The organism is Streptomyces sp. MJM8645 (assembly GCF_001625365.1).
GTDB lineage: Bacteria > Actinomycetota > Actinomycetes > Streptomycetales > Streptomycetaceae > Kitasatospora.
Genome location: NZ_LJJF01000001.1, coordinates 467,722 through 482,701 on the forward strand (window position 1 = coordinate 467,722; position 14,980 = coordinate 482,701).

General features: G+C 73.3%; 12 protein-coding genes. 3 read left to right on the plus strand and 9 right to left on the minus strand.

Annotated elements, in window-relative coordinates:
* Positions 1-93: 93 nt before the first annotated feature.
* The 4 genes from A6F73_RS01885 to A6F73_RS01900 form a co-directional block, all read right to left on the minus strand.
* Positions 94-1,821 carry a cellulose synthase catalytic subunit gene (locus A6F73_RS01885; protein ID WP_347878508.1) on the minus strand — a complete coding sequence of 576 codons (1,728 nt, stop codon included), beginning with the start codon at positions 1,819-1,821 and terminating at the stop codon, positions 94-96.
* A gap of 199 nt (positions 1,822-2,020) precedes the next feature.
* Complete coding sequence (locus A6F73_RS01890; RefSeq protein WP_063346128.1) at positions 2,021-2,611, minus strand: GNAT family N-acetyltransferase; 591 nt, start codon at positions 2,609-2,611, stop codon at positions 2,021-2,023.
* Positions 2,612-2,845: 234 nt separating this feature from the next.
* Positions 2,846-3,475 (minus strand): maleylpyruvate isomerase N-terminal domain-containing protein, encoded by a 630-nt coding sequence (locus A6F73_RS01895; protein ID WP_063346129.1) that lies wholly within the window; start codon positions 3,473-3,475, stop codon positions 2,846-2,848.
* 65 nt (positions 3,476-3,540) lie between these two features.
* On the minus strand, positions 3,541-4,170 hold the full coding sequence (locus tag A6F73_RS01900) for a TetR/AcrR family transcriptional regulator (RefSeq protein WP_063346130.1): 630 nt from the start codon (positions 4,168-4,170) through the stop codon (positions 3,541-3,543).
* A 208-nt stretch (positions 4,171-4,378) separates the two neighbouring features.
* On the opposite strand from A6F73_RS01900, the gene A6F73_RS01905 reads away from it, so the two are divergent.
* The 3 genes from A6F73_RS01905 to A6F73_RS01915 all read left to right on the plus strand — a co-directional run bounded on the left by A6F73_RS01905 (position 4,379) and on the right by A6F73_RS01915 (position 6,944).
* The gene (locus tag A6F73_RS01905; protein WP_063346131.1) at positions 4,379-5,137 is read left to right on the plus strand and encodes an SDR family oxidoreductase; all 759 of its coding nucleotides are present in this window, start codon (positions 4,379-4,381) and stop codon (positions 5,135-5,137) included.
* A gap of 80 nt (positions 5,138-5,217) precedes the next feature.
* Positions 5,218-5,976 carry an SDR family oxidoreductase gene (locus A6F73_RS01910; protein WP_063350867.1) on the plus strand — a complete coding sequence of 253 codons (759 nt, stop codon included), beginning with the start codon at positions 5,218-5,220 and terminating at the stop codon, positions 5,974-5,976.
* Positions 5,973-6,944 (plus strand): NADPH:quinone oxidoreductase family protein, encoded by a 972-nt coding sequence (locus A6F73_RS01915; protein WP_063346132.1) that lies wholly within the window; start codon positions 5,973-5,975, stop codon positions 6,942-6,944. Before A6F73_RS01910 ends, A6F73_RS01915 begins: the two co-directional genes overlap by 4 nt.
* A 156-nt stretch (positions 6,945-7,100) precedes the next feature.
* On the opposite strand, the gene A6F73_RS01920 is transcribed toward A6F73_RS01915, so the two are convergent.
* The 5 genes from A6F73_RS01920 to A6F73_RS01940 form a co-directional block, all read right to left on the minus strand.
* A complete protein-coding gene (locus A6F73_RS01920) occupies positions 7,101-8,141 on the minus strand; it encodes a hypothetical protein (protein ID WP_159398316.1) in 1,041 nt (346 codons plus the stop codon).
* Between the two features lie 215 nt (positions 8,142-8,356).
* Complete coding sequence (locus A6F73_RS01925; protein ID WP_063346134.1) at positions 8,357-9,646, minus strand: esterase; 1,290 nt, start codon at positions 9,644-9,646, stop codon at positions 8,357-8,359.
* A gap of 153 nt (positions 9,647-9,799) precedes the next feature.
* Positions 9,800-11,011 (minus strand): acyl-CoA dehydrogenase family protein, encoded by a 1,212-nt coding sequence (locus tag A6F73_RS01930; RefSeq protein WP_063346135.1) that lies wholly within the window; start codon positions 11,009-11,011, stop codon positions 9,800-9,802.
* Positions 11,012-11,014: 3 nt separating this feature from the next.
* Positions 11,015-12,052: a phosphotransferase family protein gene (locus A6F73_RS01935; protein ID WP_063346136.1), complete on the minus strand. Its 1,038-nt coding sequence runs from the start codon at positions 12,050-12,052 to the stop codon at positions 11,015-11,017.
* Between the two features lie 239 nt (positions 12,053-12,291).
* Positions 12,292-14,337, minus strand: coding sequence for an alkyl sulfatase dimerization domain-containing protein (locus A6F73_RS01940; protein ID WP_079135353.1), 2,046 nt, complete (start codon positions 14,335-14,337; stop codon positions 12,292-12,294).
* Positions 14,338-14,980 lie beyond the last annotated feature (643 nt).

The window sequence follows — 14,980 nt, forward strand, 5'->3', positions numbered from 1 at the left end:
GATCCGAACGAAGTTGATGGGTCGTCAGACATCGACTTTGACGTCAGGAATTGGTGGAGCTCATGAAGTTGACGGAGCGGAGTTGACGGAGCGTCAGAAGATCAGCGGATCGGCCCAGCCGGAGGCCAGCAGTCCGCAGAGCAGCAGCACGGCGGTGACGGCGACGGCCTCCGCGTGGCCGAAGCCCAGGTCGGACCGGCGCCGCACGGGCGGGGCGACCTCTCCGACGGCGGCCCCGTTGCCACTGCGCAGGAGCGGCCACAGGGACCGGATCAGCGGGATCATGGTGTACGCGGTGAGCGCGAGCAGCGCGGTGAGCGCCCAGAAGGGCTGCCAGCCGTACAGCATGGCCGCGCGCACGAGTCCGGCGACGCCCGCGAGGACGACGAACCCCAGCCAGCCGACGCCGATCCGGGCGACCGCCTTGGCCAGTGAACTGCCGCCCGACACGGCGCCGGTGGGCACCCAGTCGGCGCTGCGGCGGCGCAGCGCGTGCGCGATGGCGACCACGTGGCAGAGCCCGCCGAGGAGTTGGACCCGGGTGACCTCGAAGCGCCAGCGGGTGCGGGACATCGCGGGCAGCAGGACGAGCGAGACCCAGATCGGCGGCAGGAACGGCAGCACCTGCCACGGTTGGATCTCACCGGGGGCGAAGAACAGCATGATCAGGGCGGGCAGCGGGACGGCGAAGACGTTCACGGCGCTGGTGACGTAGCCGAGGATGCCGTTCCAGAAGCAGAGCCGGGCGGAGCGAGGGAGCGGTCCGCGGCGGAAGTCCGGGTCGCGGACGAGCGCCAGGGAGCCGAGGCACCAGCGGTACTGCTGGCTGATGAAGGCGGGCAGGCCGGTGGGCGACATGCCCTTGGCGACCAGGGCGGGCACGTACCGGGTGGTCCACCCGGCGCGGGCGAGCGAGAGGCCGGTGTAGAGGTCCTCGCTGTGGTCGATCTCGGCGAAGCCTCCGACACGCATGAGTGCGGCGCGGCGGTAGAGGGCGTTGGTGCCGCAGCAGACGGTGCCGTCCTGCGCGTCCCGGGAGGGCTGGATCCAGCGGTAGAAGATCTCCTGGGTGGCTCCCGCGGCGCGTTCGAGCCAGGACATGTCGGCGTCCGTGTCGAAGCACTGCGGGCTCTGCACGATGCCGACCTCGGGGTTGTCGAGGTAGGGCACCAGGTGGTGCAGGAAGTCGGGGCGGGGGCAGAAGTCGGCGTCCAGGACGGCGACGATCTCGCCGTTGCCCTCGGCCAGGCCGTGGTTGAGGTTGCCGGCCTTCTTGAACCGGCCGCGGTCGGGGCGGGCCCGGTACTGGAAGCCGTAGGACTCGGCGAGTTCGCGCACCTCGGGGCGGGCGGCGTCGTCGAGGACGATGACGGTCAGCGCGCCGGCCCACTGGACGGCGACGGTGTGGCGGTAGGCGTTCTCCAGGACGGCCAACGGCTCGCCTGCGGTCGGCAGCAGCAGGTCGACGCTCGGGTGGCGGGCGGGCTGCCACGCGCGCATCAGCAGGTCGTGCGAGTCGCGGGTGTAGCGGCGGGCGCGCTGGCCGTCGGTGAGCGAGAGCAGCCAGGTGGCCGCGTTGAGCACGGTGAGCACCAGGAAGGGCCAGAGCAGCGGCCGGCTGAGGGCGAACAGGCCGAGGGTGGCGGTGGCTCCCGCGTAGGAGAGGGTGGCGCAGAGCAGCACCCAGCGGCGCTGCGGGCCGAAGTACCAGTAGAGCTCCTCGTCGTCGGGCGGGCTGGGCAGGCGGAGGTCGGGGTCCGCGGGGATCCGGCGCGGGCCGGGGACGGGCGCGGGCATGGCGGTGCCATGGAGTACGGGCATGCGGAAGTGGCCCCCCTGGGCATGGGACGGAACGTGGCCGTTCGCCCTCAGCCTCTCACATTGGCCTAGACCAATCATGAACGAGGTATGACATCTCCGCATCGCCCCTGGTCAGTGACTTGACATGTCATCACGTGCCGACGAACCGTCAAGCGATCATGGATTCGACCCCGAGCACCGCCGGCCCGCGCCCCTGCGGTCAGGCCTCCCCCAGCGACTCCTTCAGTGCCTTCGTCAGCACCTTCGTCAACTTCTCGAACCGCAGGTCAGGGCGCAGCGGGACGCCGAAACGCTCGTCGCCGTACGGGAACGGAGTGAAGACCCCGGTCCGGCGGAAGCCGCGCCGCTCGTACCACGCGATCAGGTCGGCGCGCTGCTCGATCACGGTCATCTCCAGCTCGCCCACGCCCCACTCCTCGCCGGCCAGCCGCTCGGCCTCGGCGAGCACGGCCCGGCCGAGGCCGCCGCCCTGGAGCCCGGGGCGCACCGAGAACATGCCGAAGTACGCACGGTCCCCGCGGTGCTCCAGCTGGCAGCAGGCGACCAGTTGGCCGTCCCGCTCGGCGACCAGCAGCACCCCGTCGGAGCGGCCGATGACCGCGGCGACGCCCTCGGCGTCGGTGCGCTGGCCCTCCAGCAGGTCCGCCTCGGTGGTCCAGCCGGCCCGGCTGGCGTCGCCGCGGTAGGCGGACTCGACCAGTTCGACCAGCGCCGGTACGTCGGCGAGCGTGGCGGGGCGGAAGGCGGGCTGCCCGGTGGGCCGGGCGTGGCTGGGGATGGTCTCGGACATGGCGGGTCCTCATTCTGCGTGCGGTGGAACCGCCCGCCGCTCGTGCCTGCGGCGTGGCGCGGGCCGTCCCTGGTGACCGGCCTGCGGGCATCGTGCCACAGCCCGCGAACCGGCCCCGAGCCGCAGGACCTGCGGCGACGGCCCCCGCGGGCCCGCCCGGCGGGAGCGCGGGCCCGGCCGCCGTCCACCCCGAGCCCGGCTCCGCCGTCGCGGCCTACGCGCCGCGCCCCGGTGTCAGCGGATGACGGGCAGGACCGGCGTGGTGTCGCGACCGGCTGCCGCCTCGATGAAGGCCACCGGGTCGGCGACCTCGGCGAGCAGGGTGCGGGTGAAGTGCAGGGCGCCGTCGGACGGCGGCGGGCCGCCGATCGCCGCGATCAGGTCGAGCAGGTGGACGGTCGCCTCCATCAGCGCCACCTCGCCGAGCGCGCCGACCGTCACCGAGCCGAGCAGCGGGTGGGCCACCGCGGCGGTGGGCGGCAGGTCGGCGATGCCGGCCAGGGCCGCCGGGCCCTCGGCCCCGAAGCGGGCGACCAGCTCGGCCGGTTCGGCTGCCGCGGCGGTCTGCTTCGCCGCCTCGGCGACCTGCTCGGCGGCGGTGTGCGCGATTCCGCCCGGCCGGTTGTAGGCCCGCAGGATGCCGACCCCGGTGGTCACCTCGGCCGGGCCGTCCACCAGGGCCCCGCGCAGCCCGGCGAACATCTCCGGCACCGGCGCCACGTGCGCGTACAGATCCCGGACGGTCCAGCCGGGCAGCCGGGTGGCGAGCCCCCACGACGCGTCGTCCAGGGCCGCGCCGCGTTCCGCCCAGGAGACCCAGGCTTCGGCCAACAGGGCGGGCACCTCACCGATCTGACGCGTCATCGGTCCTCCTCGGGGCACATGGCAACTGAGTTGTCACCTTACCGGTCGCCGGGCGGACCGGCGGATCAGACCCGGGCGCCGAGCATCCGCAGCACCAACTCGCCGTAGCGGCGGCCGAGTTCATCCGGCGTCTCGGTGGAGCGGTCGGTGAACCAGCGGGAGACGTCGATGCCCAGCGAGGTGACCGCACGGGCCGCCGTCCGGACTTCGGACACCTGGAAGGCGCCGGCCGTCACGCCCGCCTCGATCAGCGCGCTGACCTCGCGCTCGATGTCCAGCCGCAGCGCCGCGACCACCGCGTAGGCGTCCTCGGGCAGCGCGTGCAGCTCGTAGTTGACCACCCGGCCGACCGTGCGGGCCCGGGCGTGCCAGGTGGTGAACTCCTCGACCAGCCGGCGCATCCGGTCCACCGGGCCGCCCTCACCGGCCGCCGCCGCCCGGACCAGTTCCAGCGTGGCCGCGTGCCCGGCCTGGCTGATCTCGGCCAGCAGCGCGGCCTTGGACTGGTAGTGGATGTACAGCGCCGCCGGGCTCATCCCGGCGGCGGTGGCGATGTCCCGGGTGGTGGTGGCGTGGAAACCGCGCTCCGCGAAGGATTCGACGGCCGCCTGGAGCAGCCGGTACGCCGCCTCGGGGCGAGAGTCGGCGCCGCCGGGCAGGGTGCGCCAGAGGTCGGCGATGGGCGTGCTGGTCATGGCGCCATCCTCCCAGAGAACTCGTACACACATTCCCGCCGCCCGGTCGACGGACTGTTGACAGGCTCCCGCACCGACACCATGCTGAGCAAGCGCTTAGTCAGCCGGTGGACCGGCACACCCGCCGACCGGGCACCCCCGCCGAACCGGCGCCTCCGTCCACCCGGCACCCCTCGTCGAACGTTCCGCGCGAAAGGCAGGACCCTCCGTGGCGTACTCCTTCAAGGGCCGGGTGGCCGTCGTCACCGGATCGAGCCGGGGCATCGGCCTCGGCATCGCACGCGAGCTGGTCGCCCGCGGCGCCAAGGTCTGCCTGACCGCCCGCAACCCCGAGCCGCTCGCCGAGGCCGTCCACGACCTGGGCGGGCCGGAGAACGCCATCGCCGTCGCCGGCAGGACCGACGACCCGGTCCACCAGGAGGAGGCCGTCGCCCGCACCCTGGAGGCCTTCGGCCGGCTCGACCACCTGGTCAACAACACCGGCATCAACCCCCTCTACGGCCCGGTCCTCGACGCCGACGAGGCCGCCGCCGCCAAGATCCTCGCCGTCAACGTGCTGGCCCCGCTGGCCTGGACCCGCCGCGCGCACGCCGCCTGGATGGGCGAGCACGGCGGCTCGGTGGTCAACGTCGCCTCCGTCGCGGGCATCCGCTCCTCGCTCGGGATCGGCATGTACGGGGTCAGCAAGGCCGCGCTGATCCGGCTCACCACCGAACTCGCCGCCGAACTGGGCGGCCAGGGCATCCGGGTCAACGCCGTCGCCCCCGCCGTGGTCAAGACCAGGTTCGCCGAGGCCCTGTACGAGGGCCGGGAGGAGCAGGTCGCCGCCGCCTACCCGCTCGGCCGGCTCGGCGTGCCCGAGGACGTCGCGGGCGCGGTCGCCTTCCTGCTCTCCGCGGACGCCGCCTGGATCACCGGCCAGACCCTGGTCGTGGACGGCGGCGTCACCCTCGGCGGCGGCCTGTGAGCGGCGCGGCGGACCCGGAGGCACCGGCGACGGACACAACGGACCAGGAGGCCCGTGCAACGGACTTCGCCGGCCAGGGCGTGGTGGTGACCGGCGGCGGGCGCGGTATCGGCGCCGCCCTGGCCCGGACCTTCGCCGCGGCCGGCGCCCGGGTGGTGGTCAACGACCTGGACACCGAGGCCGCCCACGCCGTCGCCAGGGGCTGCGGCGGCACCGCCGCCCCCGGGGACGCCGCCTCCCCCGAGGGGCTGGCCGCCCTGGTCGGGCAGGCCCGGGCCGCGCTCGGCGAGATCGACGTGTGGTGCGCCAACGCGGGCGTCGCCCCGGTCGGCGGGGCCGACGCGCCCGCCGCGGCCTGGGCGAGCGCCTGGGAGGTCAACGTCCTCGCCCACGTCCGGGCCGCCGAACTGCTGCTCCCCCGCTGGCTGGAGCGCGGCGGGGGCCGCTTCCTCGCCACGGTCTCCGCCGCCGGGCTGCTCACCATGTTGGGATCGGCCCCGTACGCGGTCACCAAGCACGGCGCGCTCGCCTTCGCCGAGTGGCTCTCCGCGACGTACCGCCACCGCGGCGTCCGGGTGCACGCGCTCTGCCCGCAGGGCGTGCGCACCGACATGCTCGCCTCGACCGGCGCGGTCGGCGAGGCACTGCTCGCACCCACCGCGCTGGACCCGGAGGACGTCGCCGAGGCGGCGCTGGCCGGGCTACGCGAGGGCCGCTTCCTGATCCTGCCGCACCCCGAGACCGCCGAGTACTACCGGGTCCGGGCCACCGAACCGGACCGCTGGATCAACGGGATGAACCGGCTCCAGCAGGGGCTGGAGAGGAGCGAGGCGCTGTGAGGGCCTGGCAGGTGGAACAGCTCGGCGAGCCGGGCGAGGTGATGCGGCTGGCCGACGATGTGGCGCGGCCGGCGGCCGGGCCGGGGCAGCTGCTCGTCCGGGTGCGGGCCGCGGCGGTCAACTTCCCGGACGCGCTGATGGTGCGCGGCCAGTACCAGGTCCGCCCGCCGCTGCCGTTCACGCCCGGCGTGGAGCTGTGCGGCGAGGTGGCGGACGGCGCGCGGCGGGGCGAGCGGCTGATCGGCAACCCGGTACTGCCGCACGGCGCCTTCGCCGAGTACGCGCTGCTGGACGCGGCGGCCGCCTTCCCCGCGCCCGGGGCGCTGGACGACGCCGAGGCGGCCGCGCTGCACATCGGCTACCAGACCGCGTGGTTCGCCCTGCACCGCCGGGCCCGGCTGGTGGCCGGCGAGACGCTGCTGGTGCACGCGGCGGCGGGCGGCGTGGGCAGCGCGGCGGTCCAGCTGGGCCGGGCCGCCGGGGCCCGGGTGGTCGCCGTGGTCGGCGGCCCCGCCAAGGCGCAGGCGGCCCGGGCGCTCGGCGCCGACCTGGTGGTGGACCGGACGGCCGGGGACTTCGTCGCCGCCGTCAAGGAGTTCACCGGCGGGCGCGGCGCGGACGTGGTCTTCGACCCGGTCGGCGGGGACGCCTACACCGGCTCCACCAAGTGCGTCGCCTTCGAGGGCCGGATCGTGGTGGTCGGCTTCGCCGCCGGCCGGATCCCTGCGCCGGCGCTCAACCACGCGCTGGTGAAGAACTACGCCATCCTCGGCCTGCACTGGGGCCGCTACAACACCCACGACCCGCAGGCCGTCCGCGCCGCCCACGACGAGCTGACCCGGCTCGCCGACCGGGGCGCGGTCCGCCCGCTGGTGAGCGCCAGGGTGCCGCTCGCCGGGGCCGCCGACGCCGTCGAGCTCGTCGCCGCCGGGCGCAGCACCGGCCGGATCGCCGTCCTGGGGGACTGACGACCGGCGGCGGTTCAGGTGCTGCGGCGGGCGGACTCGTGTTCCTGGGCCGGGCGGAGCCAAGGCCGGCAGGGCCTGAGGCCCTGCGCGTTGCCGCCCTCCGTCCGTACTCGTCAGGAGGACGGCGCTCCCCCGGCGGTCAGCGGGGGACTCCGGTCAGCGGGTGACGATCTGGAGGGCGGTGTCGCGGGTGGCATTGCGCCAGCCGAACGCGTAGACGGTGCTGCTGTCGGCGCTCACCGCCGTGTCGCTGACGCTGTCCAGGGTGAAGGGGACCGTCTCGGTCGGCACCGGAGCGTAGGTGGCGGTGTCGAAGGCCACCAGCGCGACCGCCCGCGGATCGCGGTCATACCGAACGGTGCGCAGACGGGTCCCGTTCGGGCTGACGGAGACACCGGTGAGTCCGGCGGAGGCGACCGGCGCGAGCGTGACGGGTGCCTGCGCGGCGTCGGTGGCGGGGTCGACGGGGAAGACCTGGTTGGCGGCGCTGTCGGCGACGGCGAACAGGTGGGTGCCGTCGGGGGTGAACGCCGCCTGACGGATCGCCTGACGGAGGTTCGACACCGAGCCGACCACGGTCGGCGCGGCCCCGGGGGCGCCCGAGATGTCGAGGTGCACCAGCCCGGACCCGGCGGCGACGTAGGCGTCGCGACCGCCGGGCCGCAGGGCGATCGACTGCGCGTAACTGCCGGGCAGCGCGACCTCGCCGGTGAACGCGTTCTGCGCGGTCGAGAAGGTCAGCACCCGTCCGGGAGTCTCGGCGGGCACCCCGGGCGGGGGGATCGGCGGCACGTTGTAGCCCGTCGCGCCGGCCTGGGTGACGTAGACCGTCGCACCGTCGGCGCTGAGCGCGATGTCGTGCGTACGGCCGGTGAGCCAGGCGGCGGGCTTGTTCTGCGGCGGCAGCGGTGCGGCGGCGAGGAGGGTGCCGGTCGTGGTGTCGACCACGTTCATGACGAGACCGCTCACGACGTACACGCGCCTGCCGTCAGGGCTGATCACGGTCTGGTGGTAGTCGCTCTCGGCGTTGGCCAGCGGGATCTGCGCGGTGACGGTGTCCGTCCCGGTGTCGACGGTCTTGAGCGCGCCGTCGGCCGTGACGTAGACCTTGTCCCCGGCCGGGCTGACCGCCATCCCGGAGACCAGGGTCCCGACCGGGACGGTGACCACCCCCGCCACTGCCACTGCCCCCGCCACTGCCGGCGCCCTGTCGGCGGCGACGGCGGTCCCGCCGCCAGAGGCCAGGATCAGCACGCAGGCGGCCAGCGATGCTCCACAACGTCCGTATACAGCAAGTGAGTTCATGGCGTTCCTCTCCAACTCGGACTGATGCCGGACAGGTTATTGCGGGAGCTTGAGGGAGGGTGCGAGTTTCCCGACTGTTCGTCTTCGCTCCCCGGCGGTCAGTACGCCTAACGCTCGTACACCATCTCCGGGAAACACACCGAGGGCCCGTCCAGCAGGTGGTCGTCGTGTCCGCGCAGCCAGCGGTCGAGGAAGGACGCGACGTAGGAGCGGGTGGCGAGCACCGCCCGGTCGGGGCGGATGTCGCCGACGTCGGCGCTCAGCCGCTCCGGGGTGATCGCGCCCTGCCGGGCGAGCTGGGGCAGCAGGGACTGCGCGTCGGTGTAGGAGCCGTGCCGGGAGCCGTTCAGCGTGACGTCGGCGTGCCAGCCGGTGCTGTGCTGCCAGAGGGCGTCCCAGCCGGGCTGCCGGTGGTAGTCCCCGGAGTCCTCGTTGCGGGTGCCCATCAGCAGGAACGGGCGGTCCAGGCCGTCCTGGGCGACGCTGGGCAGGTCCACCCCGGTGTGGCCGTCCGGCCCGGGGAAGTGCAGTTGGCCGTCCAGGTTGACTCCGGCCGCGATGCGCGGGTCGTCGTGCATGGTCTGGAGGGCGGTGAAGCCGCCCGCCGAGTGGCCGACCATGCCGATCCGGTCGAGGTCCAGCGAGGCGGCGAGGCCGACCGGCAGCCGTGGGTCCAGGCGCAGGCCGCCGAGTTCGTCCAGTACGAAGCGGGTGTCGTCCACCCTGGTCTGCATCGACTTGCGCAGCACCGCGCCGATGTCCAGGCCGGGCTGTCCGACCAGCGCGGGGAACACGGAGGTGGCCAGGTTCCCGTCGGGGAAGGCGACTTCGGAGGCCTCGTAGGTGTGGTCCAGCGTCACCACGACGTAGCCGCGCGAGGCCAGGTCCTCGACCAGGCCGGTGCCCCAGGTGCGCGGGTCACCGAGGCCTGCCGAGTACAGCACCACCGGGCGCGGGCCGCCGGGCAGGGCGGGGGCGTCCGATCGGGCGTGGGTGCGGATGCCCGCCCAGTCGGTGCGGCCGGGCGTGGCGCCGTGGTTCGCCTGGCCGATGCTGCCCTCGGTGCCGAAGTGTTCGCCGGCGGCGGGGTCCATGTAGCGGGCGCGGTCGGCGCCGGTGGCCGGGCGGGCGGTCGGGTACCAGAGGCTGATCATCAGCTCGCGGCGCTGCCCGGGCTTCCAGGGGTCCTCCCGCCCGGTGTCGGTCAGGTGCAGCGTGGTGGTGCCGATCGGGTACGGCCCGGTGGGCTCCGGCAGCCAGGCCCGGGCCTGGCGCTCGCCACCGCCGTCCGCCCCCGGCGCCGGTGCTGCCGCCACCGCCCCGGGGGCGCCGGCCACTCCGAGCACCGCCGTCGCCGCCAGAAGTACCGCCGCCACGGCCCGTCCCCGCCCGCCCATGATGTCTCTCCTCGTCCCCGTTGATCTGCCAGCCCGCCAGGCTGCTGACCTGCTGATCTGCTGGCCTGCTGATCAGGACAGTACGGGCGAAGGCGGACCGCAGCCGTCATACCCAGGAGCCAACCTGCCCCTGAGTACTCCGGTATGACACCCCTACGGGTGCCGCCGCAGCTCGCGCCGGGCCAGCGAGCGCTTGTGCACCTCGTCCGGTCCGTCGGCCAGCCGCAGGGTGCGGTTGCCGGCCCAGAGCTGCGCGAGCGGGGTGTCCTGGCTGACACCCGCGGCGCCGTGCGCCTGGACGGCCTTGTCGAGGATCCATTCGACGGTGCGCGGGGTGGCGATCTTGATCGCCTGGATCTCGGTGTGCGCGCCCCGGTTGCCGACGGTGTCCATCAGCCAGGCGGTCTTGAGCACCAGCAGCCGCAACTGCTCGATCCTGACCCGGGATTCGGCGATCCAGTCCTGCACCACGCCCTGCTCGGCGAGCGGCCGGCCGAAGGCGACCCGCCCGTTCACCCGGCGGCACATCAGCTCCAGGGCGCGCTCGGCGATGCCGATCGCGCGCATGCAGTGGTGGATCCGGCCGGGGCCGAGCCGGGCCTGCGCGATGGCGAAGCCCGCGCCCTCCTCCCCGATCAGGTTCCCGGTCGGGACGCGGACGTCCTCGAACAGCACCTCGGCGTGGCCGCCGTGGTCCGCGTCGTCGTAGCCGAAGACCGTCATGCCGCGCCTGACGGTGACGCCGGGGGTGTCGCGCGGGACGAGCACCATGCTCTGCTGGCGGTGCGGTTCGGCGGCCGGGTCGGTCTTGCCCATCACGATGAGGATCCGGCACTGCGGGTTCATCGCCCCGGTGATGTACCACTTGCGGCCGTTGACGACGTACTCGTCGCCGTCGCGCTCGATCCGGGTGGCGATGTTGGTGGCGTCCGAGGAGGCGACCTCGGGCTCGGTCATCGCGAAGGCGGAGCGGATCTCGGCGTCCAGCAGCGGGCGCAGCCAGCGCTCGCGCTGCTCGGCGGTGCCGAACTGGGCGAGCAGTTCCATGTTGCCGGTGTCGGGGGCCGCGCAGTTGAGCGCGGGCGGGGCCAAGTGCGGGCTGCGGCCGGTGATTTCGGCGAGCGGGGCGTACTGGAGGTTGGTCAGGCCGGCGCCGCGCTCCCCGGGGAGGAAGAGATTCCACAGGCCCTGTTTGCGCGCCTCGGCCTGGAGTTCGGCGACCACGGGCGGGATGCTCCAGGCCTCGCGGGCCGGGTCGGCGAGCTGCTGCGCGAGGGCCGCCTCCGCCTGGTGCACGTGCTGGTCCATGAAGGCCAGCAGCTGCTCGCGGAGTTCGTTGGTGCGGGCGTCGTAGGCGAAGTCCATCGGTCAGTGCTCCTTGAGGGTGCTCAGGCCGTACCGGGCGAGGATCGGGGCCATCTCGCCGGCCCGCTCGAAGCCCGCGCCGAGCGTGCGGCCCTGCTGGTAGCGGTAGTGGATGCCCTCGGCGACGACGGCGAGTTTGAAGGAGGCGAAGGCGACGTACCAGTCCAGGTCGGCGGCCTGTCGGCCGGTCAACTCGGCGTAGTACGCGACGAGTTCGTCCGGCTTCGGGAAGCCGGGGGCGGTCGCGGCGGAGGGGATGATGCCGCCGCCGACGCCGGCGACCTCGGTGTACATCACCAGCAGGCCGACATCGGTGAGCGGGTCGCCTAGGGTGGACATCTCCCAGTCCAGCACGGCGGTGATCGCGTCGCCGTCGCCGACCAGGACATTGTCCAGCCGGTAGTCGCCGTGCACCAGGGCGGGCGCCGGGGAGATCGGCCGCCGCTCGGCGAGCAGGGCGTGCAGCCGCTCCACCTCGGGCAGTTCGCGGCTGCGGGAGTTCGCCAACTGGGTTGACCAGCGGCGCAGTTGGCGCTCCAGGTAGCCGTCGGGGCGGCCGAAGTCGGCGAGGCCGACGTCGGCCGGGTCGATCCGGTGCAGGGCGGCGAGGGTGTCGACCAGCCGCCGCCCGAGCGCGTGGACGCGCTGCTCGCCGAGGGCGGCGATCGGGGCGAGGGCCCGGTGCGCGACGCCGGGGACGAACTCCATCAGGTACCAGGGGGCGCCGAGCACGTCCGTGCCGGGATCGAGCAGCAGGGTGCGCGGGACGGGCACGTCGGTGTCGCGCAGGGCGGTCATGACGCGGTACTCGCGGCCCATGTCGTGCGCGGTGGCCAGGACGTGCCCGAGCGGCGGGCGGCGCAGCACCCAGCGGCCGGTGCCGTGGGTGCCGTCGGTGAGGACGTACGTGAGGTTGGAGCGACCCCCCTCGACGAGGTCGGCCCGCAGCGGGCCCTGGACGAGGCCGGGCAGCTCCCGGTCCAGGTGGGCGCGGAGGCGGGCCAGGTCCAGCCCGGGCGGCTCGGCGGGGGTCTCGGGCATCGGGCGGCTCCTCGGGGTCCTCGGGGTGTGGCCTCGTTGACTAAGCGCTTGCTTAGCATTCAGCCGGACGCCGCCCGCTGTCAATGCCGCCCCGCACGCAACGAGCCCCCGGACCAAGCGGTCCGGGGGCTCGCGGGTGAGGCCCCGTTGCGGGGAGGCCGACGCCCCGGAACGTCCGGTACCGGCCGACTGCTGGCAGCCGGCCGGTACCGAATGGGGGTGAATGGGAGGTGAGGGGATCAGGGGGTGGTGAGGGCGAACCAGAAGTCGAAGCTCTCCAGCAGCCCCGCGAGGGTGTTCAGCGGGTCGATGGTGCCGGAGTCGACCGTCAGGTCCTTGCTGTCCACGAGCGCGGCCACTTCCTTCTGCACGTCCTTGGCGAGGGCGAGTTGGTTGAGACCGGTACGGGTGAGGGTGTACGAGGCATCGGCGCCGGTGCTGGTGTCGGCGGTGTAGACGAGGACGCCGTTTCGCAGCTGGACGGTGCACTGCGCGGGGTCTCCGGCGTTCCCGCCGGCGATGGTGAGGGCGATGGTGAGCGGGTTGTTCGCGGCGTCGGGGCCGTTGAGGCGGATGCCGAGGTAGTCGAAGACCATGTCCTGGGGCATGGCGGCGATCACGTCGTCCGTGATGATCTCGGGTGCGGGCAGCGCGCCGGTGTTCCCGGCGCTGGCGTCGGGGTTGCGCAGTTCCGCGGCTCCGGCGAGGTAGAAGTTGCGCCAGGGGCCGCTTTCGGCGAGGTAGCCGAGCTGCTCCAGCGCATCGGCCTCCAGCTTCCGGGCATCGATGTTGGCCGGGTCCGCGAAGACCACGTGGCTGAGCAGTTCGGCGACCCACCGGTAGTCGTCGGCGGTCGTCGCGTTCCCGTAGGCGGTCTGCGCCGCCTTCACAATGGTGTCGGCGCCGAACGTGTCCGTGTAGCGCTTGCCGACCTCCTCGGGGGGCAGGCCGTGCAGGTGGGCCGCGTTGCCGTCGAACCAGCCGAGGTAGCGCTGGTAGACGGCCTTGATGTCGTGGTTGGTGGTGCCGTAGTAGCCGCGGTTGAACCACTGGCCGGCCAGGCTCTGGGGCAGCTGCTGGTCGAGGTCCTCGGCGATCTCGTGCATGGTCCGGCCGTGGTTGGCCAGGCGCAGGGTCTGGTCGTGCAGGAAGCGGTAGAGGTCGGCCTGGCTGGTGAGGAAGTCGACGATCTCGTTGCCGTCCTCGCTCTTCCAGCGGGGCCAGAAGTGGCTGGCGAACAGGGAGGTGGCGTCGCCCCCGTAGAGAGTGGCGGACTCGGTGAGGTAGTTCGACCACTCCTTGGCGTCGCGGACCTGGGCGCCGCGCAGGCTGTAGAGGTTGTGCAGGGTGGGCGTGGCGTTCTCCGCCATGCACAGCGACTTGACGTCGGGGAGGTAGAAGTTCATCTCCGCCGGCGCCTCGGTGCCGGGCGTGAGCTGGAACTCGAACTGGATCCCGGCCAGGGTACAGGGGACGCCCGCGAGGATCTGGGTGTCCTCGTCGGTGACACTGGCGACGACGGTGTGGGTCGGGGCGAGCAGGCCGGTGGTCCCCGACGACATCGTCTTGCCGAGTCCCGCGTCGATCTGCTGGTCCGCGCCCTTGTGGAGCAGTGATCCGTACATGAAGGTGGCGCGGCGGCTCATCGCGTTGCCCGCGTACACGTTCTCGCTGACGGCGTGCTCCAGGAAGCCGTCCGGCGCGACGATCTTGACGTCGGCATCGGGGGTGCCGCCCGCGAACAGGCCCCGGACGCCGCCGTAGTGGTCGGTGTGGGAGTGACTGAAGATGACGGCCTTGATGGTGCGCGCACCGCGCTCGCCGAGGTAGAGGTCGAGGGCGGCCTTCGCACACTCCTCGCTGATCAGGGGGTCCAGGACGACTATGTCGCTGCTCTGCTGGGTCGGGTCCTCCATGAAGGTGATGTTGGACAAGTCCATGCCGCGGACCTGGTAGACGGCGTCCTTCACCACCTCGTACAGGCCGGCGTTCATGTTCAGCACGGCATTGCGCCACAGGCTCGGGTTGGCCGTGTCCGGCGCGGGGGTCTGCTCGGACAGGAACGCCGCGTAGGGGGCCAGGTTCCAGGCATAGGGCTGGCCGCCGGGGCCGGGGCCCGGAACGGGGTCGTTCGGGTCCAGGGCCACCAGCAGGCCCTGCTTCGCGAAGTCCGCCTCGGCATCCTGGCCGGGCGACGGGAGCACGACGTCGGCGTTCAGCTGTGCGGTCAGCGGGGTCGCCGGCTGCGGTTCGTCGTACGGGGCGGGAAGAGCGGAGTCGGGCATGGACGCTTCCTCTCGGTGGTGGGGCGGAGCAGCGGCCGACGGACGAGGGCGCACGGCGCATCGCCCGCCGGGGGCTGCAGAATCCCGGGACGGTGGAAGGCCAGGGGTCGCGACGACTCCCCCAGCGCGTCCCGGCAGGGTTCAGAAAGTACGCAGCCCTCCCCCGCACCGGCAGGGAATCGCCAAGAGCCGGCACCTGCGCCTCCCAGAACCGGACAACCCGTCAGACCGGGGTTTCGGAGAGCTCCGGGCAAGCGCCGCACGGGGCATCCGTCACCGCCGCCCCGCGGCCGGACACCACACGGGAGGTCGGGACGAGCGGACGCACCGGCGAACGGAATCGAACACGAGCGTGTGGGATCACGGGCCGCGAGCGGAGCACGGTCCACGCAGCCCATCCGGCCGGATCCCGCCGGTGGCCTGATCAGGTACGGCGCCCGGTAGCGACAGCACACGACCGAGTGACAGCCCGTAGCAGTCCGATCACGACTTTCACGATCACGGACCGGCGCAGCCTCGTCGCCGGACGTGACCGCGACATGGCCGAAGACGTCCCCCGCACTCACCCCCGAGTCCGAGGACATCTCCAACAACGCGAGCCGCGCGCCGGCCTCGACAACCGCGCAGAGAACAGTCCCGCGCC